The 22,961-nt window shown below is 43.4% G+C and carries 22 protein-coding genes and 5 tRNA genes; 19 read left to right on the top strand and 8 right to left on the bottom strand.

The genetic code is table 11. The features are described from left to right. Positions 1-41 precede the first annotated feature (41 nt). The 3 genes from cydX to RT422_RS01390 are packed head-to-tail and all read right to left on the bottom strand — an operon-like array spanning position 42 to position 3,041. Complete coding sequence (gene cydX / locus RT422_RS12160; RefSeq protein ID WP_204156291.1) at positions 42-251, bottom strand: cytochrome bd-I oxidase subunit CydX; 210 nt, start codon at positions 249-251, stop codon at positions 42-44. A 32-nt stretch (positions 252-283) separates the two neighbouring features. Continuing rightward, positions 284-1,420 carry a cytochrome d ubiquinol oxidase subunit II gene (gene cydB, locus RT422_RS01395; protein ID WP_313421401.1) on the bottom strand — a complete coding sequence of 379 codons (1,137 nt, stop codon included), beginning with the start codon at positions 1,418-1,420 and terminating at the stop codon, positions 284-286. After that, positions 1,413-3,041, bottom strand: a complete 1,629-nt coding sequence (locus RT422_RS01390; protein ID WP_313421007.1) for a cytochrome ubiquinol oxidase subunit I — start codon at positions 3,039-3,041, stop codon at positions 1,413-1,415. Before RT422_RS01390 ends, cydB begins: the two co-directional genes overlap by 8 nt. Positions 3,042-3,497: 456 nt before the next feature. On the opposite strand from RT422_RS01390, the gene cydD reads away from it, so the two are divergent. From cydD to RT422_RS01350, 8 genes are all read left to right on the top strand, one after another. Next, positions 3,498-5,195, top strand: coding sequence for a thiol reductant ABC exporter subunit CydD (gene cydD / locus RT422_RS01385; protein WP_313421005.1), 1,698 nt, complete (start codon positions 3,498-3,500; stop codon positions 5,193-5,195). Between the two features lie 4 nt (positions 5,196-5,199). Continuing rightward, complete coding sequence (locus RT422_RS01380) at positions 5,200-6,987, top strand: ATP-binding cassette domain-containing protein (RefSeq protein ID WP_313421003.1); 1,788 nt, start codon at positions 5,200-5,202, stop codon at positions 6,985-6,987. A 224-nt stretch (positions 6,988-7,211) separates the two neighbouring features. After that, entirely contained in the window at positions 7,212-8,090 is an 879-nt protein-coding gene (locus tag RT422_RS01375; RefSeq protein ID WP_313421001.1) for a PepSY domain-containing protein, read from the top strand. A 111-nt stretch (positions 8,091-8,201) separates the two neighbouring features. Then, complete coding sequence (locus RT422_RS01370) at positions 8,202-8,870, top strand: response regulator (RefSeq protein WP_036603962.1); 669 nt, start codon at positions 8,202-8,204, stop codon at positions 8,868-8,870. 62 nt (positions 8,871-8,932) lie between these two features. Further along, the gene (locus RT422_RS01365; RefSeq protein WP_313420998.1) at positions 8,933-10,189 is read left to right on the top strand and encodes a histidine kinase dimerization/phospho-acceptor domain-containing protein; all 1,257 of its coding nucleotides are present in this window, start codon (positions 8,933-8,935) and stop codon (positions 10,187-10,189) included. Positions 10,190-10,196: 7 nt separating this feature from the next. Continuing rightward, the gene (locus RT422_RS01360; RefSeq protein WP_313420995.1) at positions 10,197-10,796 is read left to right on the top strand and encodes an ATP-binding protein; all 600 of its coding nucleotides are present in this window, start codon (positions 10,197-10,199) and stop codon (positions 10,794-10,796) included. Between the two features lie 153 nt (positions 10,797-10,949). Then, on the top strand, positions 10,950-12,731 hold the full coding sequence (locus RT422_RS01355) for a TrkH family potassium uptake protein (protein ID WP_313420993.1): 1,782 nt from the start codon (positions 10,950-10,952) through the stop codon (positions 12,729-12,731). A gap of 23 nt (positions 12,732-12,754) precedes the next feature. After that, positions 12,755-13,459, top strand: coding sequence for a potassium channel family protein (locus RT422_RS01350; RefSeq protein WP_050324178.1), 705 nt, complete (start codon positions 12,755-12,757; stop codon positions 13,457-13,459). A 324-nt stretch (positions 13,460-13,783) separates the two neighbouring features. On the opposite strand, the gene RT422_RS01345 is transcribed toward RT422_RS01350, so the two are convergent. From RT422_RS01345 to RT422_RS01330, 4 genes are all read right to left on the bottom strand, one after another. After that, positions 13,784-13,860 (bottom strand) — tRNA-Asp (locus tag RT422_RS01345). A gap of 36 nt (positions 13,861-13,896) precedes the next feature. Next, a tRNA-Val gene (locus RT422_RS01340) sits at positions 13,897-13,972 on the bottom strand. Positions 13,973-14,059: 87 nt separating this feature from the next. Beyond that, positions 14,060-14,734 (bottom strand): DUF2059 domain-containing protein, encoded by a 675-nt coding sequence (locus tag RT422_RS01335; protein ID WP_313420991.1) that lies wholly within the window; start codon positions 14,732-14,734, stop codon positions 14,060-14,062. Positions 14,735-14,742: 8 nt separating this feature from the next. After that, positions 14,743-15,192: an acyl-CoA thioesterase gene (locus RT422_RS01330; RefSeq protein ID WP_050324512.1), complete on the bottom strand. Its 450-nt coding sequence runs from the start codon at positions 15,190-15,192 to the stop codon at positions 14,743-14,745. A gap of 394 nt (positions 15,193-15,586) precedes the next feature. Between RT422_RS01330 and RT422_RS01325 the strand changes: the two genes are divergently transcribed. From RT422_RS01325 to RT422_RS01310, 4 genes are all read left to right on the top strand, one after another. Beyond that, a tRNA-Asn gene (locus tag RT422_RS01325) sits at positions 15,587-15,662 on the top strand. A 193-nt stretch (positions 15,663-15,855) separates the two neighbouring features. Beyond that, positions 15,856-15,931 (top strand) — tRNA-Asn (locus RT422_RS01320). Positions 15,932-16,089: 158 nt separating this feature from the next. Next, positions 16,090-16,578: a hypothetical protein gene (locus tag RT422_RS01315; RefSeq protein ID WP_312384468.1), complete on the top strand. Its 489-nt coding sequence runs from the start codon at positions 16,090-16,092 to the stop codon at positions 16,576-16,578. Between the two features lie 214 nt (positions 16,579-16,792). Next, positions 16,793-17,098, top strand: coding sequence for a CopG family transcriptional regulator (locus RT422_RS01310; protein WP_313420990.1), 306 nt, complete (start codon positions 16,793-16,795; stop codon positions 17,096-17,098). Positions 17,099-17,197: 99 nt separating this feature from the next. Here RT422_RS01310 and RT422_RS01305 read toward each other — a convergent pair whose 3' ends face one another. Then, a complete protein-coding gene (locus RT422_RS01305; protein WP_007116316.1) occupies positions 17,198-18,535 on the bottom strand; it encodes a dicarboxylate/amino acid:cation symporter in 1,338 nt (445 codons plus the stop codon). Between the two features lie 466 nt (positions 18,536-19,001). On the opposite strand from RT422_RS01305, the gene RT422_RS01300 reads away from it, so the two are divergent. From RT422_RS01300 to RT422_RS01270, 7 genes are all read left to right on the top strand, one after another. Then, positions 19,002-19,091 (top strand) — tRNA-Ser (locus RT422_RS01300). A gap of 181 nt (positions 19,092-19,272) precedes the next feature. Beyond that, on the top strand, positions 19,273-20,628 hold the full coding sequence (locus RT422_RS01295) for a tyrosine-type recombinase/integrase (RefSeq protein ID WP_313420988.1): 1,356 nt from the start codon (positions 19,273-19,275) through the stop codon (positions 20,626-20,628). An 8-nt stretch (positions 20,629-20,636) separates the two neighbouring features. Next, positions 20,637-21,497: a hypothetical protein gene (locus tag RT422_RS01290; protein ID WP_313420987.1), complete on the top strand. Its 861-nt coding sequence runs from the start codon at positions 20,637-20,639 to the stop codon at positions 21,495-21,497. Positions 21,498-21,641: 144 nt separating this feature from the next. Further along, positions 21,642-21,941: an AlpA family phage regulatory protein gene (locus RT422_RS01285; protein ID WP_313420986.1), complete on the top strand. Its 300-nt coding sequence runs from the start codon at positions 21,642-21,644 to the stop codon at positions 21,939-21,941. 1 nt (position 21,942) lies between these two features. Beyond that, positions 21,943-22,182, top strand: a complete 240-nt coding sequence (locus tag RT422_RS01280; RefSeq protein WP_313420985.1) for a helix-turn-helix domain-containing protein — start codon at positions 21,943-21,945, stop codon at positions 22,180-22,182. Positions 22,183-22,323: 141 nt separating this feature from the next. Then, positions 22,324-22,521: a hypothetical protein gene (locus tag RT422_RS01275; RefSeq protein ID WP_313420983.1), complete on the top strand. Its 198-nt coding sequence runs from the start codon at positions 22,324-22,326 to the stop codon at positions 22,519-22,521. After that, positions 22,508-22,810: a hypothetical protein gene (locus RT422_RS01270; protein WP_313420981.1), complete on the top strand. Its 303-nt coding sequence runs from the start codon at positions 22,508-22,510 to the stop codon at positions 22,808-22,810. The genes RT422_RS01275 and RT422_RS01270 overlap by 14 nt, the downstream gene beginning before the upstream one ends. Positions 22,811-22,961: the final 151 nt, after the last annotated feature.

Genomic DNA, 22,961 nt, shown 5'->3' with positions numbered 1-22,961 from the left:
TTTAAGCCATGGTGACTTAAAGCGCTAATGGCTGATGGCTATTAGGACTCGTTATCTGAAGTGTTGCCTGTTTTATGGATATCTTCAGTGGGATTGCCTTCTGTCACCGTACCATCATTGGTGGGATTATCGTCCTTAGCTTTTGGATTAAAGGCTTTATTACGCGCATCGGCATTTTCAAGCCACAGCGCGTTTAAAATCGCCAATAATACCGCAAACCCCAATCCTAATATCCACGCAAAATACCACATTGTGTTCTCCTATTAAGTTGCCTTGATTTGGGTCAGTAAAGTGAATGCTCTTGCTCTCGAACATAAGCCTTGGTCACTTTACCGCGCATCACGCTATATGCCCAGCTGGTGTAACCTACAATCATCGGTAATAACACCACCACGACAAACAACATAATCATCAAGGTGAGATGACTCGATACACTGTCCCAAACCGTCAAGCTTGAACGTGGGTCGCTAGAGGATGGCATGACAAACGGAAACAGCGCCACACCTGCGGTCATAATCACACTAAGCACAGCAATACTGGATGCGATAAATGCGGTCAAGGTTTTACGCGCTTTTAACAATATCGCCGTGACAAGCGGCATGATGACACCAAGTGCAGGGAATGCCCATGCCAGCGGATACTGATGATAATTTGCCATCCATGCGCCCGCTTGACGCGTCACCTCTTTATTGAGCACATTTGGCAAGGCTTGGGGGTCAATGTGGCTGGTGATATGATAGCCGTCAATCGATTGTATCCATACCCCTGCTATCACAAACAATACCGCCATCACCATACAACTGATAGCAGCGTAGTTAACGGTACGATTTTGTACCTCATCAAGGGTGCGATGCGCCAAATACGCCCCACCTTGCATAATCAACATAGACGCACTGATTAAGCCACACAGTAGGGCAAATGGATTAAGTAATGCCCAAAAAGAGCCTGTATAAGTCGATACCAAATGGTCATTAAAACTAAAAGGCACGCCTAAAAACAAATTGCCAAATGCCACGCCAAACACCACAGCCGGAATAAATGAACCGACAAATAACGCCCAGTCCCACGCTTTTCGCCAGGTTGGATTGTGTATCATACTGCGATATTTAAACCCCACTGGGCGGAAAAACAACGCCCACAACACTGCCATCAATGCCCAATAAAAACCGCTAAAAGCAGTGGCGTACACCATCGGCCATGCCGCAAAAATTGCGCCACCTGCGGTGATAAACCACACTTGGTTACCCTCCCAGTGCGGACCGATGGTATTGATAATCACCCGGCGCTCTTCATCATCTTTGCCGACAAAAGGCAGTAACGAACACACGCCCATATCATGCCCATCCATGATAGCAAAACCAATGAGCAGTGCACCGACCAATAACCACCAAATAATTTTGAGTGTTTCATAATCAAACAACATGATTCACCTCGGCTTTATCATGGGGCAAATTTAATGCGGGACTCACATGAACCTTGTGAGTGTCTTCGCCGTAGTATTTGCCCGTACCTAGACTTGCAGGTCCTTTACGGGCATATTTCACCATCAAGTACATTTCAATCATCAGCAGCACCGTATAAAAACCAACAAATCCCGCCAACGAGGCATACACATTCGCCACGCTAATGTTGGAGGTTGAAAAATAGGTCGGCAACATGCCATAAATCGTCCAAGGTTGACGCCCATACTCAGCAACAAACCAACCAAATTCAGCAGCAAGCCAAGGCGCAGGCAGCATCAATAATGCCCAACGTAACAGCCAAGGTTTTTGGATAAAGTTGCCTTTGACAGTTGACCAAAGACTAATAGTAAACAATGCCAACAATAAAAAGCCCAAGCCCACCATGGCACGAAATGACCAAAACATCGGGACAATAGGTGGAATGGTGGCATCAGTGGCCTGTTTAATCATTGCCGGCGTGGCTTTGCTGACATCTGGCGAATAGCGTTTGAGCAATAACCCAAAGCCCAAGTCTTTTTTTACCTTTTCAAATTCAGCCACTGTCACAGGGTTTGGGGTTGAACCTGGGGGTGCACTGCGTAATTGATCCAGTAGTACCACCGCTTTTTGACCATTGATGATACGTTTTTCATTGATGATTTTGATGTCATGGATGCCCAAAATCGGGGTATCCAGCGAGCGCGTCCCAATCAAGCCCATCACATACGGGATTTGTACTGCCCAGTTGTTTTTTTGCTCGGCTTGGTTGATATCGGCAATCAAATTAAAACTGGCAGGCGCAGGCTCGGTTTCCCACATCGCCTCTATCGCTGCCATTTTGGTTTGCTGTGCCAAGCCAATAGAATAACCCGACTCATCACCCAGTACGATAGTGCTACAAATCGACGCAAAACCAAATGCCGCCGCGACTTGAAAGCTGCGTTTGGCAAATTCGACATCGCGTTTTTTAAGCAGATACCACGCTGAGATGGCAAGCACAAAGGTCGCTCCCACCGTATAGCCGGCAGAGACGGTATGCACAAATTTGTTTTGCGCATCAGGGTTAAATAATACTGCCGCAAAATCGGTCATTTCCATGCGCATGGTTTGGTAACTAAACTCTGCGCCAACTGGATTTTGCATCCACCCATTGGCGATCAAAATCCACAACGCGGATAAATTGGTACCCAGTGCCATCAACATAGTCACCAGCAAATGCTGTCCGCGCGACAGTCTATCCCAACCAAAGAAAAACAGTCCAACCATGGTGGATTCTAAAAAAAATGCCATCAAGCCTTCAATGGCAAGCGGCGCCCCAAAAATATCGCCCACATATTGTGAGTAATATGCCCAGTTGGTACCAAACTGGAATTCCATGGTGATGCCTGTGGTGACACCCAAGGCAAAGTTGATGCCAAACAGTTTGCCCCAAAAACGCGTCATGTCTTTCCACACTTCTTTGCCTGTCATCACGTACATAGATTCCATGATGACCAGCAGCCACACCATGCCCAGTGTGAGTGGTACAAATAAAAAATGATATAACGCCGTGACTGCAAATTGCAGACGGGAAATATCGACGAGATGTTCTGTTATCATGTTGACTCCTTGGTTTGACAACCAATTCAGATGTCAATTACCCTCATGCGTGGTTAAAAAAGGGTAATGTTTTTATTTACAAACATTATATAAATCTATAAATTATTTGTCATGCGGCATAATGTCGCACCTAACTACAAAATACTATGATTAGTATTGCGTTGCTGCTACCATCTTTTCATACTATGTCAAAGATGGTGATAGTTGAATGAGCGATAGTTTATGGGTCTCTTGAAGGTAATATTTTAAAGTGGGCTCGTTCATCGCTTTACTTATTTAATTGTCTTTTATATGGCTTTTTATATGCCTTTATCAATGTTTTATCAACCCTCATTGGTGGGCACGGTGTTTACACTTTTTTGTCTCATTGCCTTGATGAGCATGATTTGTCGTACCTAACCTGCGCTTGATACGCTATGATATGTCCATTGATTTTATCGTTACTGTTAACCAACCATGTCTGAAACTTCTGCTGTCAACCAAACCCTTCGTCACTATGCCGCTATGGCAAAGCGACCGATTTATATGGCATGGGGACTGTCAGTTGTGTCCACGCTGGTATTGATTGTGCAGTCTTGGCTGATTGCGGTCATCTTTGCAGATTGGTTAACACAAATTACCCATCACCGCCCTGCCACTGACGTATTTTTTGATTATCTGCCGTGGCTGATGGGATGTCTGTTGCTACGTCCTTTACTGCATTTTTGCAAAGACCAGCTGGCGTTAGACGCGGGACTACAAGTAGCCAGCATCCTACGAAAAACGCTAGTTGAAAAACTGGCACAAGTAGGTGCGGCGCGCGACCAGTATGGCAGTGATGGCGGGCTTGCCAGTATGGTGATTGAGCAATGTGACGCCTTAACGGGCTATGTCAGCCGTTTTTATCTGCAGCGACTGATTGTGGTGACCACACCTATCATGCTATTAGTCGCCGCTGCGACGCAAAGTTGGATAGCGACGCTGATTTTACTGCTGACCGCACCCCTAGTCCCTGTATTTATGGTATTAATTGGTCATGCCACCGCCCGTAAAAGTCGGCAACAATTTGCCGCGATGGCACAGCTGAGCGGGCGATTTTTGGATTGGTTACGTGGCACAGCGACACTGCAACGGCTCGATGCTGTCGGGCACGCGAGTCAGGACATCGACGCCTCAGCCGAAGCCTACCGTATACGCACCATGTCGGTACTCAAAATTGCGTTTTTAAACACCGCCGCGCTAGAGCTGTTAGCTGCGCTGTCGATTGCGCTACTTGCCGTGTATTTGGGTTTTGGTTTAATCGGTATTTTACCTTGGCAAAAAAACACGGTGCCTGTGCCTTACCAGTCGGCGCTATTTTTACTGCTGTTGGCACCCGAATTTTATGCCCCGCTACGTCAATTGGGCGCGGATTATCATGTCAAAGCGCAAGCGGAAGGCGCGATTGCTGAATTATCACCGTTGTTAGCGTTTGAGACAGCGGAAAAAACAAAAGCTAACCATTTTTTGTTAACCGCACCCCCTGCCATTGACGCGGATAATATTTGGGTCAATCATCAGCAGCGCATACGGCTCGCGCCGTTAAGTTTTGCTATTGCCGCAGGGGAACGGTTAGCGATTGTCGGTCAAAGTGGCAGCGGTAAATCCACCCTATTGCAAATTTTTTTGGGTTTTTGTGCCTATCAAGGCGATATTTTTATTGATAACCAAAATTTTAACACCATCAATTCCACGCAATTTCGCCACCAAATCGCCTATTTATCACAGCAAACCATGCTACTGCCGATAAGTATCGCCGATAATTTACGCCTGCCAAACCCAACCGCCAGTGATGATAAATTATGGCAAATTCTTGCACAAGTGGGGTTAAAACCTTTGATAAAAGCACTGCCAAATCAGCTAGATACTCAGTTAGGTGAGCGTGGTAGCGGGTTGTCCGGTGGACAACAGCGGCGACTGGCAATAGCCCAGTTACTCTTACAAGAGGCACACCTTTGGCTGCTCGATGAACCCACTGAGCATTTAGATAGTGATACCGCAGCCGAGATTAATGGGCTATTACAACAAGTGACTAGGGGGAAAACCGTGCTATGGGTGACGCACGATGCCACAAACCTGCCTTGGCTGGATCGGCAAATAAGCCTTGATATTGCATCTACTTTGGCGAAGGCGTGACGGTATGACAGCCCCTAATGGTGAAAAAAATAGCGAAAATAAACTTGTTGGTGAAAATAGGCTTATTAGTCAAAATAGCTTTGTCAAAACTCACCCGCAAAAAAAATCAAACAGTCATCAAACCTTTCGTTTAACCCAGCTGTTTAGCACGCAGCTAGATAAATGGCTCATTGCTGCCTGCTTAGGCATAATGACTGCGTTATCGGTGATTGGGCTATTGATGACGTCAGGGTGGTTTATTTCTGCGGCAGCAATGACGGGGATGGTGGCGCTGGGCTCACACAGTTTTAATTATCTGGTACCGGCAGCGATTATCCGTGTGATGGCGATGGTACGTACCGCAGGACGCTATGGTGAAATGATGGTGTCCCACCATGCGGTGTTTGGTTTGTTGCAGCGGCTGCGAGTGAGGTTTTTTAACCAGTTTGCACGCCTGCCACTGGCAAATTTATCAAGTACCCTACAATCTACCCATGCCATGCACCGTTTAACCCATGATATTGAGGTGCTCAATGAGTTGCCACTTCGCGTGGTATCGCCTTGGCTAGTCGCGACAACCGCGAGCTTGCTAGTAGCCACCTTACTTTATCAGTATGAGGTTAACCCCGTGCTGATTGCCATATTTTTAATCGCAGGTTTGATGCTGCCTGCCATGCTGACATGGCGCAGTATCAAGCACGCCCGCGCTTATCAGGCATTGGCAGAGTCTAGGCGTGTCAGTTTGCTCAATCCGCTATCGGCGCTTACCCATTTATTGATTTGGCAGCGCTGGCAATCCGAATTGACTGATTTTAATAGCGTCGACACTCAACATACGCATCAGCAAAAGCGCATCCAGCGCGCCCAATCATTGGTCATGCTAATCATGCAGTGGCTGATTGCAGCGGTTTTGGTCGGCTTGTTAGTGGGTTTTTATCACACGCCCCTTGTCATCAGTGTGCCGATGTTGCTTGCGCTATCCCTCGGTATCATGGGCATGACTGACTTGCTAACACCGTTAGTCACCCATTCGCTAGCCCTTGGCAATAGTTTGGCAGCAAAACATCAACTCAATGAATTACTTAATCCTTCGCTACAACCTAGTCATCATTTAAACCATGATTTAGCCCCTTTACCCATTGATTTTGCCCGCCTAAGTGCGCCACTCACACTCACTATCAATCAGCTAGCTGCCAAAATGCCGCAGGCGATTGTCGGTTTCAAAGCTATCAGCTTGACTGCCACCCAAGGCATCCCTGTATTGATTACGGGGCGCTCGGGCGCGGGAAAATCAACACTGTTACAAGTGCTAGCCCGTGAACTAGCACCGCAACAAGGCAGCATAGAGCTCAATGGGATGGATTGGCTAGCCTTACCCAATACGCCCGCGCTCACAGGTTATTTGGGGCAGCAGATTGATATTTTTGACCAGACCTTGGCGACCAATTTAAGATTGGGCAACGCCGATGCCAGTGATGAACAGCTTTGGCAAGTGCTGGGTAAGGTTGGGCTCAAAGACTGGGCGTGCAGTCAGCCGCTACAATTACAGACCCCGCTAGGGGAATACGGGCAAGCTATTTCCGGTGGACAAGCCAGACGCATTGCCTTGGCACGGCTATTACTTAGCCCAAAAAAAATCTTGCTGCTAGATGAGCCGTTTGCGGGACTTGATAAAAAAAGCCGTGAAGCACTGTGGCAAATGCTGGTACAGCATCAGCAGCAAGGCATTTTAATCATTGTCACCCACCATCTTTGGCAAACTGAGTGTCCAATTAATATCGTGCAATTACCTGAGCCTGGTGTTTTTATTTAACCTGTCAGGGGTCAGGTTTGATTTGACAGACAAAAAAATTGATAAAAACATTTTTGAACGTTGCTGTGGGCGTTTATGCAAAACAAATTTTTTTAATCCGATTGCTATAACCTACCTAGCCCGATTCTGCGTTATCGCTAAGTTTCTGCTGTCTTAATTTTTGTATGATAGTACTATCTAATCAAGGGTTATCAACAACTATATTAACAACCGCAGGAAAACCTATGAACTTAGCAAAATTTAACCCCTCATTTTTAGCCACTGGGCTTAGTGTAGCCTTGCTTAGTGTTGTTACAGGTGCGACACTCACCGCCTGTGCGAGCACCTCAGCAGCACCACAAGCACAAAACATGCAAAAACGCCATCCAGCCAATGCCAAGCACTTTGAGCAACGCTTACAAGCCATGCAGGTCAACGCCCAAGCAGCCGCAAATGCCAACATCAGTGCCTCTCAAGCAGTTGCCTTGGTACAAAAACAAACCGCAAACACACGCATTGTTGGTGTACAATATCATGACAATAGCAACCGACCCAATCCAAATCCTGCCCGTAGCGGCAACAACGCCGATGATAAAATTGTCGGCTACCGGGTCATGACCCTTAGTGCGAATGGTCAGCCACAGCTATATATCGTCAATGCGTCTAATGGTCAAGTGAGCCAAGCAACTATGCCATCACGGCCATCACGCCCAGCGCGTCCGCCACAACCCAATAACACCAATAACATGGGCAACCCCAACAACAATCAACCGCCTGCGCCGCCTGCCACCAATGTCAGCCTAGAACGCGCCATGCAATTGGCAGCAAGCCAAGTGGGTGGTGAAGCTATTGGCGCCCATTTAGGTGGGGATAAAGGGGGTAAAATGGGTCATGGTCCTCGTGACGGTCAACGCCGCTTTAACAGAGACCCACAAATGGGCAATACAGGCATGCCGCCTGCACCAAACCCTGCCCAAAATCAACCACCAAGAACCCCAAGCTATCAAATTGAGGTGGTAAAAGGTCAAGAAGTCTATCATGTAAAAGTTGATGCCCAAACAGGTGCCGTGAGCGATGTTAAATCATTTAACGACTTCAAACGTGGTGCGCCTACTCAGCCATAATTGAGTGCCAAATGGCAACCTTGCTTATGAGCAACACCGTCATTCTTAGAATGGCGGTTTTTTGTGTTATAGTCTATTTATTGAACAGTATTCGTGTATAAAGGTAACCCAATGAGAGTATTACTCGTCGAAGATGACGTCTTCATTGCCGACAGTCTGATTGATAGTCTAGAAGAAGAAGCCTATGCGGTAGACTGGGCAAAAGATGGGCGAGAAGCGATTTTGACCCTCAAAGTCGAATCGTATGACGTGATTTTGCTGGATTTGGGCTTGCCAGAAATTGACGGCATGAGCGTGTTAGAGACGCTTCGCAGTGCCAAAATCGATACGCCTGTACTGGTGCTGACCGCTCGAGACCAAATCAAAGACCGCGTGAAAGGGCTGGACGCTGGGGCAGATGACTACATGACCAAGCCGTTTGCGATGAGTGAATTACTCGCTCGTATGCGTGTGTTGGTGCGCCGCTCGCAGGGCAATAGCCAAAACACCCTACAAGTCGGCGACTTAACCCTTGATATCAATGCCAAACGCCTCAAACGTGACGGCATAGAAATCGATATTACCGCCAAAGAATACATGCTGCTCACCACTTTTATGACCGCACCCGATAAAGTGTTTTCAAAAAGTGAATTGGAAAATTCTATCTACAATTGGGAAGCTGGGATAGAGAGCAATGCCATTGAATTTTTAATCTATGGACTGCGCAAAAAAATTGGTCAAAAACGGATTAAAAATATCCGTGGTTTAGGCTGGTATATCAGCGCCGAAGCCCAAGACTGATAAAAAGCGATAGAAAAAGGCTCAAAAAATATCCAGACAATGACCGCCAAATAGCCACTAAAATGACCATGACTACCCCTACAAAAACTGCCCTGCCGTTGCGAAAATCCCTGCAAAAACAATTGCTAGTGTGGATAGTTGGCACGTTACTATCGATTGGCATTTTGGTACAAATTGCGGTATTTTGTTATACCTATCAAGAGTTTAACACCTCACAGGAAACCAATCTTAGCTATCTTGCTGAGTTGGTTAGCTCGCGCTCAAGGGTGCGACCACCCCCGCATGAACTAATTCCCAATAGGCGAAACCTAGACAATAATCTTTTACCGCATGACTTACCACCGCCTAGACCACCTATACCCGCTATGATAGCTTCTGCCCCTAGCAGTAGCACGCCGATTACTGTTTCCTCACCCAATGATGAAAGCAACGTCCTACAGTATCAAGGCGTTAAAGACGGTGTGCAAGTGGATATCTTCCCTGCCCGTTTTGGCAAAATTGACACCAATTTTATTGAGCCAATGGCTCACCCGCAATTGATTAATACCCCTATCGGTTTTAGTGAATTAACCCTCGATGGTGAAATCTGGAAAGTCTTTCGTAAAGACACCCCAAGGCGGGTGATTTTCGTGCGTCAACCTGTCGAATGGCAGAAAAAAATTGCGTTAAAATCGGCTTGGCAATCCATTATTCCAATTTTACTAACCACCCTGTTGCTGCTTGCACTATTGCCTTGGGTATTAAAGCGCGTATTGCGTCCGATTCAGTTATTAGCTAGGCAAATGGCAAAGCGTCACGGTCAAGATCTCAGCTTGATCGAGCTACCCACTGACAGCCAACATCGCTCAATTCTGCCCAGCGAGCTCATGCCCTTGGTCATTGAAATCAATGCGTTGTTACAACGGGTTGACACCCATATCCAAAACCAAAATCGCTTTATCGCCGATGCGGCGCATGAGCTACGCTCGCCCCTGACCGCCATCTCGCTGCAAGTACAACAACTGCAAAAATACAGTCAAGATGCGGCGATGTATAGCGACCCTGCAAGGCAAGCCAAATTCAAACAAAACATTCATAAACTCGCTGTCAGAGTGGAACACAATCAACATTTGGTAGAACAGCTACTCACCCTTGCCCGTATGGACGCCCAGCAATCACAGCTGACCGAGCACACCAACACGCCCACCGATTTAATCGCAGTGCTGCGAGAAGCCATCAAACTGCTATTTCCCATTACCGATAGCAAAGACCAAACCCTGTCAGTTGACAACCATCTCACCGCGCAGGGGGGGGTCCGCGACGCAGGTCAGTGTAGATGAAACCGCCTTGTTTATCCTCCTCAAAAACCTACTGCAAAATGCCATTTTATACACCCCAACCACAGGCAATATCGCTGTTGTTATTGACCAGATGACTATCGAAGACTTAACGCAGACGTCAAGCAGCACCGATTCGACCCATGCCACGCAAGATACCCGTGCCAACTTAGCCAACGCATTGACCCCGACCCCTGTGTTGGTGAACAACGCTAACAACGCACTTAATCACCGCGCAAAACGCCTGGTCGTCCAAGTTGCCGATACTGGCATTGGCATTGATGCAGCCCATTATCAAGACATCTTTCAACCCTTTTACCGCGTCAATCAAAATGCGTCAAGCGCATCCCTAGCACACGGACAAGGACAAGGACAACCAAGCAGCACACAAACCCATAGTGATACTGCCAAAAAATCTTTTCCTACCAAAGACACAAGCGCCCATTCAGGTTTCACGGGGATTGGCGGTACCGGCTTGGGTTTATCGATTGTTTATCAAATCTGCCAACAAGCCCATATCGATATTTATTTGAGTCCTACGCAAGTGGTTGAGAATGACGCCCAAACCACTGCCACCACCCAAGGCTTAACGGTAACCTTGGTGTTTTAGCCTGCCTCAAAAACAACGTAATTTTGTCAAATCATCGCTACTTTTTTTAAATCATTGTTCAATCTAGTTTTCTCAACCGTATAATTGCGGTATAAAGTACAACAACTATGCTTGGGTAAAACGGAAGTCAACTTTACGATGTTTGATTTTATATTGAAAAAAAATAAAAAAAATGCGCTAGACTCAATGCATGACAAGCCATCGGGTGTGTTTAATAAACTGGTATTTTATAGCGGTTTATTCGCTGTATTGCTTGCGATTATTGAGACAGGGTTTGATTTTAAAGTTTGGTTGCACGGCGTGGCTTCGACGTTTTATTTAATCGTGCTCGGGCTTAATTTTATTGAATTATTGAGTCAATATGTGCAAAAAGGTATACGCTCAAAGCTTGTGCTAACGTTTGATTTGTCCATTGCTTTATTAGTCATTGCATTGCTGGTGACACATTTTTTTGCCGATAATAGTTCTTTTTTATACAAATTCTTGTTTGAAAAATCGCTGATAAAAATTGCGTTGTTGGTTTCTTTTATTCGTCAGTTATTGGTGATGGAGTTTAGCTTTAAGATAGTCGTTGCCCATCCTGCCCAATTGTTTATTTTAAGTTTTTTATTGCTTATTTTGCTCGGCACGTTTTTGCTGATGATGCCAAATGCCACCTATAGTCATATTGCGTTTGTTGATGCTTTATTTACTGCCACGAGTGCGGTTTGTATTACGGGTCTCGCGGTAAAAGATACCGGCGCTTTTTTTACCCCATTGGGTCAAATCATTATCATGTGTTTGTTTCAATTGGGCGGCTTAGGGATTTTAACTTTTGCCACTTATTTTAGCTATTTTTTTCGAGGGCGCATCAGTTATCAGACACAGCTACAGATTGGGCATGTGACCTCAGCCAATCGTATGAGTGATGTGCTAAAGACGCTCAAAGTAATTTTTGCGGTTACGTTTGCGGTGGAGTCCGTGGCAGCCATAGCGATTTATCTGAGTATGCTTGATGTCCCTATGAGTATCCATCGCCGCATCTTTTTTTCGGTTTTTCATGCCATCTCTGCATTTTGTAATGCAGGTTTTTCAACGATGAGTGATAGCTTATATGAGTTACAACTGCGCTTTAATTATCCGTTACAAACGGTTGTGGCGGTGACGTTTTTGTTTGGGGGGTTGGGGTTTGCGATAGTTGCCAATGTCGTGGAATATTTGCGCCATCAGGTGATGCGCCTGTTGTTTCCTAACCGCTCACGATATGGTGCCAAGCCGTGGTTACTGAGTATCAATAGTCGCATTAGTCTAGTGACGACCTTGTCCTTGCTAGTGCTTGCCTTTGTCAGTGTGCTTGCTTTTGAGTGGCAAGGCACCTTAACTGAGCATACCAGTGTCGTAGGCAAACTTGTGACAGGGTTTTTTGTGGCAGCTTCACCGCGCTCATCAGGAATCAACGTGGTAGACATGGCACAGCTAGCGCCGCCGACCGTGATGCTTACCATTGCATTGATGTGGGTCGGGGCAGCCCCAAACTCTACAGGCGGTGGTATCAAAACCACAACCTTTGCGGTCGCTGTGCTCAATATTGTGTCACTGGCACGCGGCTATTCTCGTATCGAAGTATTTCGTCGTGAAATTGCGGATATCTCAGTGAAGCGGGCATTTGCGATTATCTGTTTGTCAGTGATTATCATTGCGTTTGGTTGTACGTTAATACGCTGGGCAGAGCCCAACATGAGTATGACAGAAGTGCTATTTGAAAGTGTTTCTGCTTACACCACCACAGGGTTAAGCTTAGGTATTACCCCGCATTTAAGTGCGTTTAGCAAATCTGTCCTGATTGGGCTGATGTTTTGTGGACGGGTTGGGGCATTGACTATCTTAATTGCCTTATTAAATCGCCCAAGGCATCAAAGCTATCGCTATCCTAGCGAAGAGATTATTATCACCTAAAGATAAATTGATAAGGTATAGATATGAAATACATCATCGTCGGTCTAGGCAATTTTGGCTCATCACTTGCCACCAAACTCACCAGTCAAGGGCATGAGGTCATTGGTATTGATATCGATATGGATAAGGTTGAGCGCTACAAAGAATCCATTTCGCACACGATTTGTATCGATTCTACCAGTGAAAACGCCGTCTCGGGATTACCCATCGCCCAGACAGATGTGGTGCTCATTACCATTGGCGAAGACCAAGGGCAAAACGTGATGGTCACTGCCCTATTCAAAAATCTTAATGCCAAATACATCATTAGCCGAGCCATTAACCCCCTGCATGAAAAAGTGCTACAAGCATTGGGGGTTGATGATATCATCCAACCTGAAAACGAGGCAGCAACCCACTGGGCAAAGAAACTGTCGCTAAATGGCTTAATTGATTCGTTTGAACTCGATAACGATTATAGCATCGTTCAAATACAGACACCGCCTACATTTTACGGTAAAACAGTTCACGCGCTTGATTTAATCAATCAGTTTAATGTGATGCTGTTAACCACCATTTCATTTCACCAAAACCAATTTGGTTTTGGTCGAAATCAAACTAAATCCAAAATCGATGGCATTGTGCATCCAGATTTTGTCATTGAGCCTGATACGGTTTTAGTATTATTTGGGGAAACCAATGACTTAAGACGGCTGTTCAAGTATATGCACGCCTCCCAGAATTCGTAACAATAGCCCATCCAAGCATCTTGTGTTTTAACAACGGCTTGCGACCTTGTAGGTCGTCAGCCAAAATTTTTGGTCACAAAATGGTCACGTTTTGGTCACAAGCATTTGGTCATGTTAGTTTTACTAACCTATCTTTCAGAACATGTTTGGTAATTTAACAATCAGTCAGTCAAGACACAGTTGATAAGTAAAAGATTTATCGAAAAAATAATATTTTTTATATTCAATCACTTAACTAAATACCAAGACGAAAAAAACCTCAAATCAGGGGAGATTTGAGGTATAAAACTTTAAAAATTTCGTTTTTAAATCCACTAAAATAAGTGGCGCAGCGGACGGGACTCGAACCCGCGACCCCCGGCGTGACAGGCCGGTATTCTAACCAACTGAACTACCACTGCACGGTAGCTGGTGACGATGACCCAAACTTGTCAAATTGGTGGGTCGTGACGGATTCGAACCGCCGACATTCTGCGTGTAAGGCAGACGCTCTACCAACTGAGCTAACGACCCTGACAGGCAATCTATAAGCCAATCAAGTTGCTTCAATATCATCGAAGTGACGCGTATTATATAGACTTGTCATGGATTGTCAACTAGTTATTTAAAGATTTTTTCGATATCTTTTTGCAAGCTTGGCATCGCTTTTTCAAATTGGCTTGTGTCACCTATCAGGGTCGGCATCATCACCTGCACAAACTCACTGGAAACTTGCGATTGTTTACTTAAGATGCGTTGTCCCATTGGAGTCTCATAAAATTGGTTGAGGGCATCGACTTCAGCTTGGGTATAGGTTCTTTTGGCAATTGCTTGATAAGCTTGTTGCAGTTGCTGTTTAGAGATGGGTTGGTCTAATTGCTGTCCCAAGATGGTGCTATATTTAACAAAGATATTTTTAAGTTGTTTTTGCGCATGACGGCTAAAAATACCCGCATTTTCATCCATAGGCAATTCTTGGGGTAGCCCTTTCATCATAGAGGCCGCTTGCTGGCGTTGGGCAATCATTTCATCAATCATTTTATCGATATGTAGCACCTTGACAAGCTTGTCAAGCGATGCATCCGTGGGCTGGGTTTGCAATTCATTGATAGTCGTAACTGGTGTTTGAGCACTAACTGGATTGTTTTGAATGATTAATTCGGCGTAAGCAGGATGAACCAACGTCGTAATACCAGTCGATGTCAACAAGGCTAGCAAGGCTAATTTTTTAGCATTTAATGAGCCTGATAGAATTAACGGTGTGTTGGTTTTTTTAGCGGGATATTGATGACGCATTCTTTTGCCTATTTGATATCACATTGGGGAATGTTGTTACTTTGAAAACGTAATGCTTTACGCATCTGCGCGGCTTTTTGGCGGCATTCTTGTGGGCTATCTTTGATTTCAAGGGGTGGCACACGGGTGGGCTTGCCATATTTATCCACCGCTACCATGGTAAAGTAACAACTGTTGGTATGGCGTATCGTACGGTTTTGGATATTTTCAGCCTGCACTCGAATACCCACTTCCATCGAAGTTTTGCCCACATAATTGACGCTTGCCAAAAAGGTGACTAACTCCCCTACATGAATCGGCTCACGAAAAATCACTTGATCCACCGATAGCGTCACCACGTAGCTACCGCTATAGCGACTGGCACAGGCATAGGCCACTTGGTCAAGCATCTTTAATAAATCACCGCCATGCACATTGCCGGTGAAATTTGCCAAATCAGGCGTCATCAGCACAGACATGGTAAGTTCGTTTTGTAAAGGGGCAACTTGCAAATTTTGCTGTAATTCAACCGAATTGGCCACAATGAAGATCCTTCTTAATTCATATAACAACTATCATAAAAAATTATTAACCTCGGCATCTCAGATGTGAACTAACATAGCTGTAAATCAATGCTGTGAGCCAACTTGACCCATATGGCGATGCCTTAATCGCTAAAGTAGCAAATTCGTCTTATCACCACAATAGCCAATCAGTAACTGACTGATTACTAGCTACAATCTGGTCAAAAATAAAAATTTCCAAAGAATTTTTTGATATAGGGCTTGACAGTCACGGTTAATTTGCTAAAATACGCACCACTTAAACGCTGCGATGATTTTTGCAGGTTTAACAAAAAATTCTACCGCTTATTCTCCAATAGCTCAGTCGGTAGAGCAATGGACTGTTAATCCATGTGTCCCTGGTTCGAGCCCAGGTTGGAGAGCCATATTAAGAAGACCTTTAACATCGCTTGTTAAAGGTCTTTTTTTTATGTAGCATTTTTCTCTATCGTTATTGCTATGAATCATTTTGATTACTATAGGTCATTTTGCATCATGAATTTTATTGATATTTTTTGCTAAAAAATGCTTGACTCATTTTTTAAATCTCAGTAATATACGCACCACTTGATTATCTGTTCTCCAATAGCTCAGTCGGTAGAGCAATGGACTGTTAATCCATGTGTCCCTGGTTCGAGCCCAGGTTGGAGAGCCAATCAAGCCAAATTCTGTTGTATATTTTGAACCCGTTCCCTTGTGAATGGGTTTTTTTATGAGCAAAGTTTAACAATTTGCTGTTTAATACGCCTTTGTTTGATACCCTATTCTCTCACTTGCTAAAGTACTTAAGATACTATTGATAAGGTACTAGTTATGACGCTGTCGTTTTCCCCTACCCAATCTCAATTTTTGACCCTACAACAAGCGATTAATAAAGACCGCATCACCCAGCTAGTGAGCGATCAGCAGCAAGGTAAACTGTCATCAGATGATAAATCTTACTATGAAAGCTTAATCACCCAATTTATCGAGCTAATCAAGCTGCCTGATAGCGCGCATTTGGCCATGCAGCTTTTACCAGAATTCAAAATCACCGTGCCAGCCTTGCTTGATGGCATGGCTTATCGCGCCGTGGCTGATAAAAATCCGAAAGCGTGTGTGTTTGCGGCATATATGATTGACCAATCGCTGTTGCAGCGCGATATGACGCCCCTGTTCAATGTGATTATTGAATTCGGTACGCCTGAGCTGTGGGTTGAATTGGTAAAAAAAGTGAATAATGCCCCTGCCGATCGCATCGTTGAGAAGGTTTATCAATGTGATAAATCGGTACAGACCTATTGGGAACAACAAATTTTGTAAAGAAAATTGGCTTGATGGTCGCATCGAGCGTTAAGCTAATGCAACATTTGGCTAAGATTTTTGTAGGAATTTTACGTTTGCCTTGCTTGTTTCTCGCCAATGAAATAATTACACTAGGTTAAAGATATCTAATTGCGCTAAATTTTCCGTCTAATTGATAATTTGGTTATATCTAGCTTGATTGCTAAAAATTGATCACACGCGAGGCATGCAAATGATTACTAAAATCAAAAAAAATCAACAAGTCATGGTTCCTATCCATATCAAAATTACTGAAGAAATGCGGGATTTGTTGACCCAAGTCGCCAAAAGCCATGGGTTTCCACGTATTCAAGGCTTGATTCGCTTATATATTCGCCGTGGACTCGATGCCGAGAATGTCGGCTACTCGCTCGCCAAAGACAGCCGTTTTATCGAAAAGCTGAAGCGTCAAGGGGTGTCCAATGAGGTGATTTTTGAAGCAATTGAGGAGACAGCCACTGAGCCAGAAGCCAAAGCAAACGATACGGCAAAACTTTAAGCATTTTCAGCCCCATAAAAAAACCCAAAACGCAAATGTTTTGGGTTTTTTACGATTAATCAACGCTTTTATACGCTTATTTTTTCTAGGCTTATACGCTTATACAGTAGGATGATGCTCAATAGGCGGTAATGGCTGACCATTGAGCGCTGCGTCCAAACGCTGTTTGTCTAGTGCATTTTCCCAACGCGACACGACAATCGTCGCACAGGCATTACCGGTTAAGTTGGTCAATGCACGGCACTCTGACATGAAGCGGTCAATCCCTAAAATAAGCGCCATCCCTTCGATGGGCACAGTTGGCACCACCGCCAAAGTAGCTGCCAAGGTGATAAAACCAGCGCCCGTGATACCTGCCGCGCCTTTTGAGCTTAACATCGCAACCAATAATAACGTAATCTCTTGGGTCAATGTCAAATCAATATTACAGGCTTGCGCGATGAATAACGCTGCCATAGTCATATAGATGTTGGTACCATCTAGGTTAAATGAATACCCTGTTGGAATCACCAAACCGACCACTGATTTTTCGCAGCCTGCGCGTTCAAGTTTTTGCATCAAGGTTGGTAGGGCCGCTTCTGATGAACTAGTCCCTAGCACCAATAGCAATTCATCTTTGATGTATTTAATCATCTTGATGATTGAAAAGCCATTGTAACGTGCCACAGCACCGAGTACCACCAGCACAAATAGCAATGAAGTGATATAAAAACAGGCTATCAAAAAGGCTAAGTTACCCAGTGAATGCACGCCATACTTACCAATGGTAAATGCCATCGCACCAAACGCACCAATCGGCGCAGCTTTCATCAAGATTTCAACCGCTTTAAACACAGGCGCAGATAACTCTTGAAAGAAGTTTAACACGGGACGAGCACGATCACCCACGGATGCTAATGAAACACCAAACAGCACTGAAACAAATAACACTTGCAGGATATTCCCTTCCGTCAGTGGACTTACCATGGTTTCCGGAATGATATTCATCAAAAAACCGGTAATGGTACTATCGTGCGCTTTGCTAACATACTCAGACACTTTAGCCGCATCTTTCCCTGTTGCCAGAGTAGCGGGATCGATATTGAGACCCGCGCCCGGTTGCAACACATTGGCAACCACAAGACCGATGATCAATGCCAAGGTTGAAAAGGTAATGAAATACAGCATCGCTTTACCAGCAACACGGCCGACTCGTTTCATATTGCTCATACCAGCAATACCCGTCACCACTGTCAAGAAAATAACGGGGGCGATAATCATTTTAACCAATTTAATAAATGCATCACCCAGTGGTTTCATTGCCTCGCCCACTTCTGGGGCAAAGACGCCAAGCAAGATACCCAGTACAATGGCGATAATCACTTGTACATACAGAATTTGGTACCATTTACGGGGTTTGGGGGGTTCCACGAGTGTCGTGGTATCGATAGGTATCATGACAGATACACTCCTTTATCTGACGAACCCTAAAACTGCGATAAGGTTACATTTGCGATAAAAATTGTGGAACAAATTTAGCCAAATAGTCGCACAACCTTTAGAATTTTATCAGCAATCATTAGAAAATCTAACAGATTACAGTGCTGCGTATATTAACAATGTAGTAACGCATCAGCAAGGTAATTTTCAACATTATTGTTAGGCTGTAATGGGTAAAATGGAGGCACTGAAAAAATCCGTTGTATCAATATTTTTATACGCAAATTTGGTGGGTTGTTGAGCGTTTTTTGCTTCAATATTTTGCTTAACATCAGCGCAAGGTATGAAGCCCAGATATAAAGCCAAGGTGTTCAGCATAGTTATCTAATTTTCTATTTAGCTTTCTTTTGCTAATATTTTTTGCATTAACGTAAAAAAATGCTTGCATTGTTATTTCACTTGTATATAATAGCCACCACAATTTGGAAGCTTGGCAGAGCGGTTGAATGCACCGGTCTTGAAAACCGGCAAGGGTGCGAGCCCTTCGAGAGTTCGAATCTCTCAGCTTCCGCCAAATTCGAAAATGACCACTGATTATCAGTGGTTTTTTTTCGTCTCAAATCCGCTTCACTCAAGGCTTTGAGCCAATTTACCTAATTTCGTTATTCATTTTCATTCACGATAATTTAACACTATTTACCCCCTTATGGTGGTAATCTTGGTGGTAAGCAATTAATTACCCCCATAGCATCATCATGTCACAAATTATCAAAAACCTAACACGCAAAGAGATATTAGCTAGACCTAGCGAGTCTGCTACTACCACAAATCCCGATAAACGCAATGACGGCAACGGCTTAACCTTGCTTGTCTATCCGTCAGGCAAAAGAACTTGGCGCACTCGTTACCGCTTGAACGGCATCCGCAAAGATTGGCTTTTTGCTGATTATGAGCTAGTAAATGAAGTTGAAGCAAGAAAGCTAAATAACGAATATCAGCAATTAGCGAAACAAGGCATTGACCCACGCAAAGCTCACAATGCAGACAGTCATGCTAAAGAATTGACCTTTAAAGTCATAGCTGAAGAAATGTTAGCTGAACGCGCCAAAGAGAAGATGAAAGATGAAGAGAATATTAGACGGCTGAATAAACACGTTTACCCTGCCATTGGTAATATGCCTCACGCTCAGATAACAAAGCAAATCATGCAAGATACCATTCTTAACCCTATCATTGATAAAGGCACGTTTGCTGAAGCGAAAAAAACTAAATCGTTACTTGTCTTAGTGTTTAGCTATGCCATTGATAAATACGAAATGCTAGACAGCAATCCTGCCTCAAAACTCCGTCATCCTAAATACAAGCCAAAGCCGTTTGATGCGATTATTGATGAACAGCCACTCAAACAATTTTTAAAGGATGTTTGGAATTATCGCATTACTCACCCTAGAGCCAATATTCATACCGCTAATTTGCTCAAATTGTCTGTGTTAATTTATTTGCGCCCTAGTGAAATTCGCAATCTGAAATGGTCGCAATACGACAGCAAAGAGCAAGTTATTTATGCGTATGCAAGCAAGGTGGATGTTGAGCATCCTGTCATGCTACCACGTCAAGCCATAGCAATTATGGAAGAGCTAGAGCAACACGCCCTCCCCAACAATGAATATATTTTTCCTAGTCATATTGTTGGCAAAAATCAGCCACTTAGTGAAGCATCCATTAGAACGGCTTTACACAAGCTAGGGTACAAAGACAAACAGACCGCTCACGGCTTGAGAGCAACAGCAAGAACGATTCTTGATGAAGAGCTTGAAATGTCGGTGAAGCACTTAGAGAGCCAACTCACCCACCGCAATGAAGATGCAAACAAGGGCAGTTATAACCGCTCACGCTACAAGCGACAACGCGGTCGCATTTTGCAAAAGTGGGCAGATTATCTCGATGCGCTCCGCAATGATGAAGATGTCGAGCGATTTAAGCCAACGAATGAAACGCCTGAGCAGCAGTTGGAGCGATTATTAGATAGTGTTAGTGACAATGATACTTTGCTTGAGCAACTGGTGAGTAAGTTAGACAAAGACAAATTAACGGCTTTATTAAAGCAATAGGATAAGACATGGCTTTTATAGTAAATACTAAAAAAATAGAAAAAGAGAAAATTCAAACGAATAGTAATTCGGATTTAGCACTTCAAAAATTTATTAAAGAATACTTATTTAGTTTATCAAACTCTCAGCTTTTCTCATGTTTAAGCAACTTTATTCTTAGAGATGGAATGGATGATTCATATTGCTTGCAAAAAACGGATGAACATTTATCTTTGATGAAGAAGCAAATGAATTTTTCATCACTAATTAATGAGAAACTCAATACCAACGTTAAAAACCAAATAGAGAAATTTATCAAACCAAAAAATGAAGAGTTTTCTGAAATAAGAAAAGAATACTTTAAGTTAGTAATGAATATCTATCAATCATTAATGCAATCAATAGAGATACCAAAAATATTTGATAAAAATCTTGAATATTTATTGTTAGCGCGAGTCTATGTATCTGTAGCAGAATTTGCAATGAAAAGTAATGATTTTTCTATCAGTCTGCAATTATTGCAGAAAGGGATAGAACTAAATACAAGCTATCAATTTTATGGCGGGCAAACTTTAGAACAAATAATAGAAAGTGCTCCACCTCAAAATAAGAGAAAAAAATTAGAACTAGAGTCAAAAGCTTTCGAGCTTTCACTTTTGATAGCAGAATATGATGAAAACAATATTTTATACCCAATAGATATTGCAAATATTATCAAAGAATTTTTAGGACTATCAATCAAAGCTGAAACAATAAAAAGCACTTGGAATATATATATATCAGCAGAAGTACAGAAAAATAATAATGTAAAAAGAGAAGATATAGCTAAAGAAGAAGCTGAATTATTCTCACAAAAAATAATTGATGTTTTGAGAAAAGATTTTTTGTAACCAAATTATGTAACTTGTACCAATTATAATAATTACCCCATAAAGCTAGAATTTGAATCTACAGTACAATTTTTTAACCTTTTATGATGTGTTCAGCCGTTAATGCTAACGGTTTAATTTGAACTAATCATAGAAGGTTTTTTTATGGCAAAGAAAGCTACCATTCCTGAGCATGACCAAAATGTCACGCTATCAACCGATGCTCAAAAATCCATTAAAAGCATCTCACAGCAACAACTCCCCTACTTACTACCACAAGGTATGAGTCGCGCGCGCGATTTATTGCCTTTCTTACCCTTTGGCATCACAAGCCTTTGGAACTACACAAAGGCGGGCAAGTTTCCAAAGCCAGTAAAAATCTCTCCAACTGTCACGGCTTGGCGCAATGCCGATGTTATCGCATGGCTTGAGCAACAACAACCTTGTGAAGATATTGGAGGCTAATATGAGCATGATTGAACATTTAATTGAATGGTTAAATAATGATAAATCAATAACCAAATGGGAAGCGTATGAGATGTGGCATCTCACCACGCTTGCCCAACGGATTTATGATTTAAGAGAGAAAGGCTATCCGATTCAATCTGAAAGAATCCGACATGACAACGGCAACTATTATTCAAAATATTGGCTAGATGCTGATTATATCAATGCTATCAACTTGGCTGGAGGCAGCAATGAATAATCAGCAATCTAACCAAATCACAGAACAAAAAAGCCAACCTTTGCTAAACGAAAAAGCCAAAACTCTAATTTTTGCTTTAAAAGCTTGGTCGGTTTTAACCTTGCTACATATCTCTTATTTGTTGCTTAAAGGGTGGTTATCATGACGATAACACACATTATCCAACAAACTGAGCAAGCGAGAACGATTATATCAGACACGCTCACCCAACTGTCAATGATACTAGATGAGTCTAGCAAATTCGCTCATCTTGCCAACAGTATGAGCCATGAAATTATGCAAGCTTGGCATCACCTAAGCAACGCTATATTGCTTGGAGGTCATCATGAAAATGACTGACTGCAAATTGTTTGATAGTTGCAACGCGCCAATCTGCCCACTGGATGAGCAATTTATCTGCCGTCAATATCTTAAAGGCGAGCCTGTCTGTTATTTCATGTCTGAAGCAGTCAAGCCAAAAGGGCAAGACAAAATAAAGGCTACTATAGGACTGTCTGCAAGCATCAAGATACAAACTTGCCTTGAAGTAGTGTTATCACTCCATAGACCCCCCAATTTTGGCAAATTGGCTCATAAATTGCGATTAGCAATGACCACAAAAAGCCGTTTGAAAATTGATATCTCATAAATTGAGTCTGTCAATATTTTACCCCTATTTTCTGTTTTTAAAGCAAGCCTTGAGCCGTGATAGCTTAGGGCTTGGCAATATTTGCACACCACAAAAAATAGGTCGGTATTTCATATTATCTAATAGAGTCATTACTCAATCTTTGGAGCTG

The organism is Moraxella sp. CTOTU49803 (assembly GCF_032097965.1).
GTDB lineage: Bacteria > Pseudomonadota > Gammaproteobacteria > Pseudomonadales > Moraxellaceae > Faucicola > Faucicola tetraodonis.
Note: the sequence above shows the minus strand (reverse complement) of the source record. Positions and strands in the feature narration are given on the sequence as shown.

Bases quoted from the DNA above. Each gene is read 5' to 3' on its own strand.
- RT422_RS01315 (WP_312384468.1), top strand. From the start codon at position 16,090: ATGACGCTGTCGTTTTCCCCTACCCAATCTCAATTTTTGACCCTACAA.
- RT422_RS01310 (WP_313420990.1), top strand. From the start codon at position 16,793: ATGATTACTAAAATCAAAAAAAATCAACAAGTCATGGTTCCTATCCAT.
- RT422_RS01365 (WP_313420998.1), top strand. From the start codon at position 8,933: ATGACCATGACTACCCCTACAAAAACTGCCCTGCCGTTGCGAAAATCC.
- cydX (WP_204156291.1), bottom strand. From the start codon at position 251: ATGTGGTATTTTGCGTGGATATTAGGATTGGGGTTTGCGGTATTATTG.
- RT422_RS01350 (WP_050324178.1), top strand. From the start codon at position 12,755: ATGAAATACATCATCGTCGGTCTAGGCAATTTTGGCTCATCACTTGCC.
- RT422_RS01275 (WP_313420983.1), top strand. From the start codon at position 22,324: ATGACGATAACACACATTATCCAACAAACTGAGCAAGCGAGAACGATT.
- RT422_RS01330 (WP_050324512.1), bottom strand. From the start codon at position 15,192: ATGTCTGTGCTGATGACGCCTGATTTGGCAAATTTCACCGGCAATGTG.
- RT422_RS01270 (WP_313420981.1), top strand. From the start codon at position 22,508: ATGAAAATGACTGACTGCAAATTGTTTGATAGTTGCAACGCGCCAATC.
- RT422_RS01285 (WP_313420986.1), top strand. From the start codon at position 21,642: ATGGCAAAGAAAGCTACCATTCCTGAGCATGACCAAAATGTCACGCTA.
- RT422_RS01375 (WP_313421001.1), top strand. From the start codon at position 7,212: ATGAACTTAGCAAAATTTAACCCCTCATTTTTAGCCACTGGGCTTAGT.
- RT422_RS01295 (WP_313420988.1), top strand. From the start codon at position 19,273: ATGTCACAAATTATCAAAAACCTAACACGCAAAGAGATATTAGCTAGA.
- RT422_RS01335 (WP_313420991.1), bottom strand. From the start codon at position 14,734: ATGCGTCATCAATATCCCGCTAAAAAAACCAACACACCGTTAATTCTA.
- RT422_RS01370 (WP_036603962.1), top strand. From the start codon at position 8,202: ATGAGAGTATTACTCGTCGAAGATGACGTCTTCATTGCCGACAGTCTG.
- cydD (WP_313421005.1), top strand. From the start codon at position 3,498: ATGTCTGAAACTTCTGCTGTCAACCAAACCCTTCGTCACTATGCCGCT.
- RT422_RS01390 (WP_313421007.1), bottom strand. From the start codon at position 3,041: ATGATAACAGAACATCTCGTCGATATTTCCCGTCTGCAATTTGCAGTC.
- RT422_RS01305 (WP_007116316.1), bottom strand. From the start codon at position 18,535: ATGATACCTATCGATACCACGACACTCGTGGAACCCCCCAAACCCCGT.
- RT422_RS01290 (WP_313420987.1), top strand. From the start codon at position 20,637: ATGGCTTTTATAGTAAATACTAAAAAAATAGAAAAAGAGAAAATTCAA.
- RT422_RS01280 (WP_313420985.1), top strand. From the start codon at position 21,943: ATGAGCATGATTGAACATTTAATTGAATGGTTAAATAATGATAAATCA.
- RT422_RS01380 (WP_313421003.1), top strand. From the start codon at position 5,200: ATGACAGCCCCTAATGGTGAAAAAAATAGCGAAAATAAACTTGTTGGT.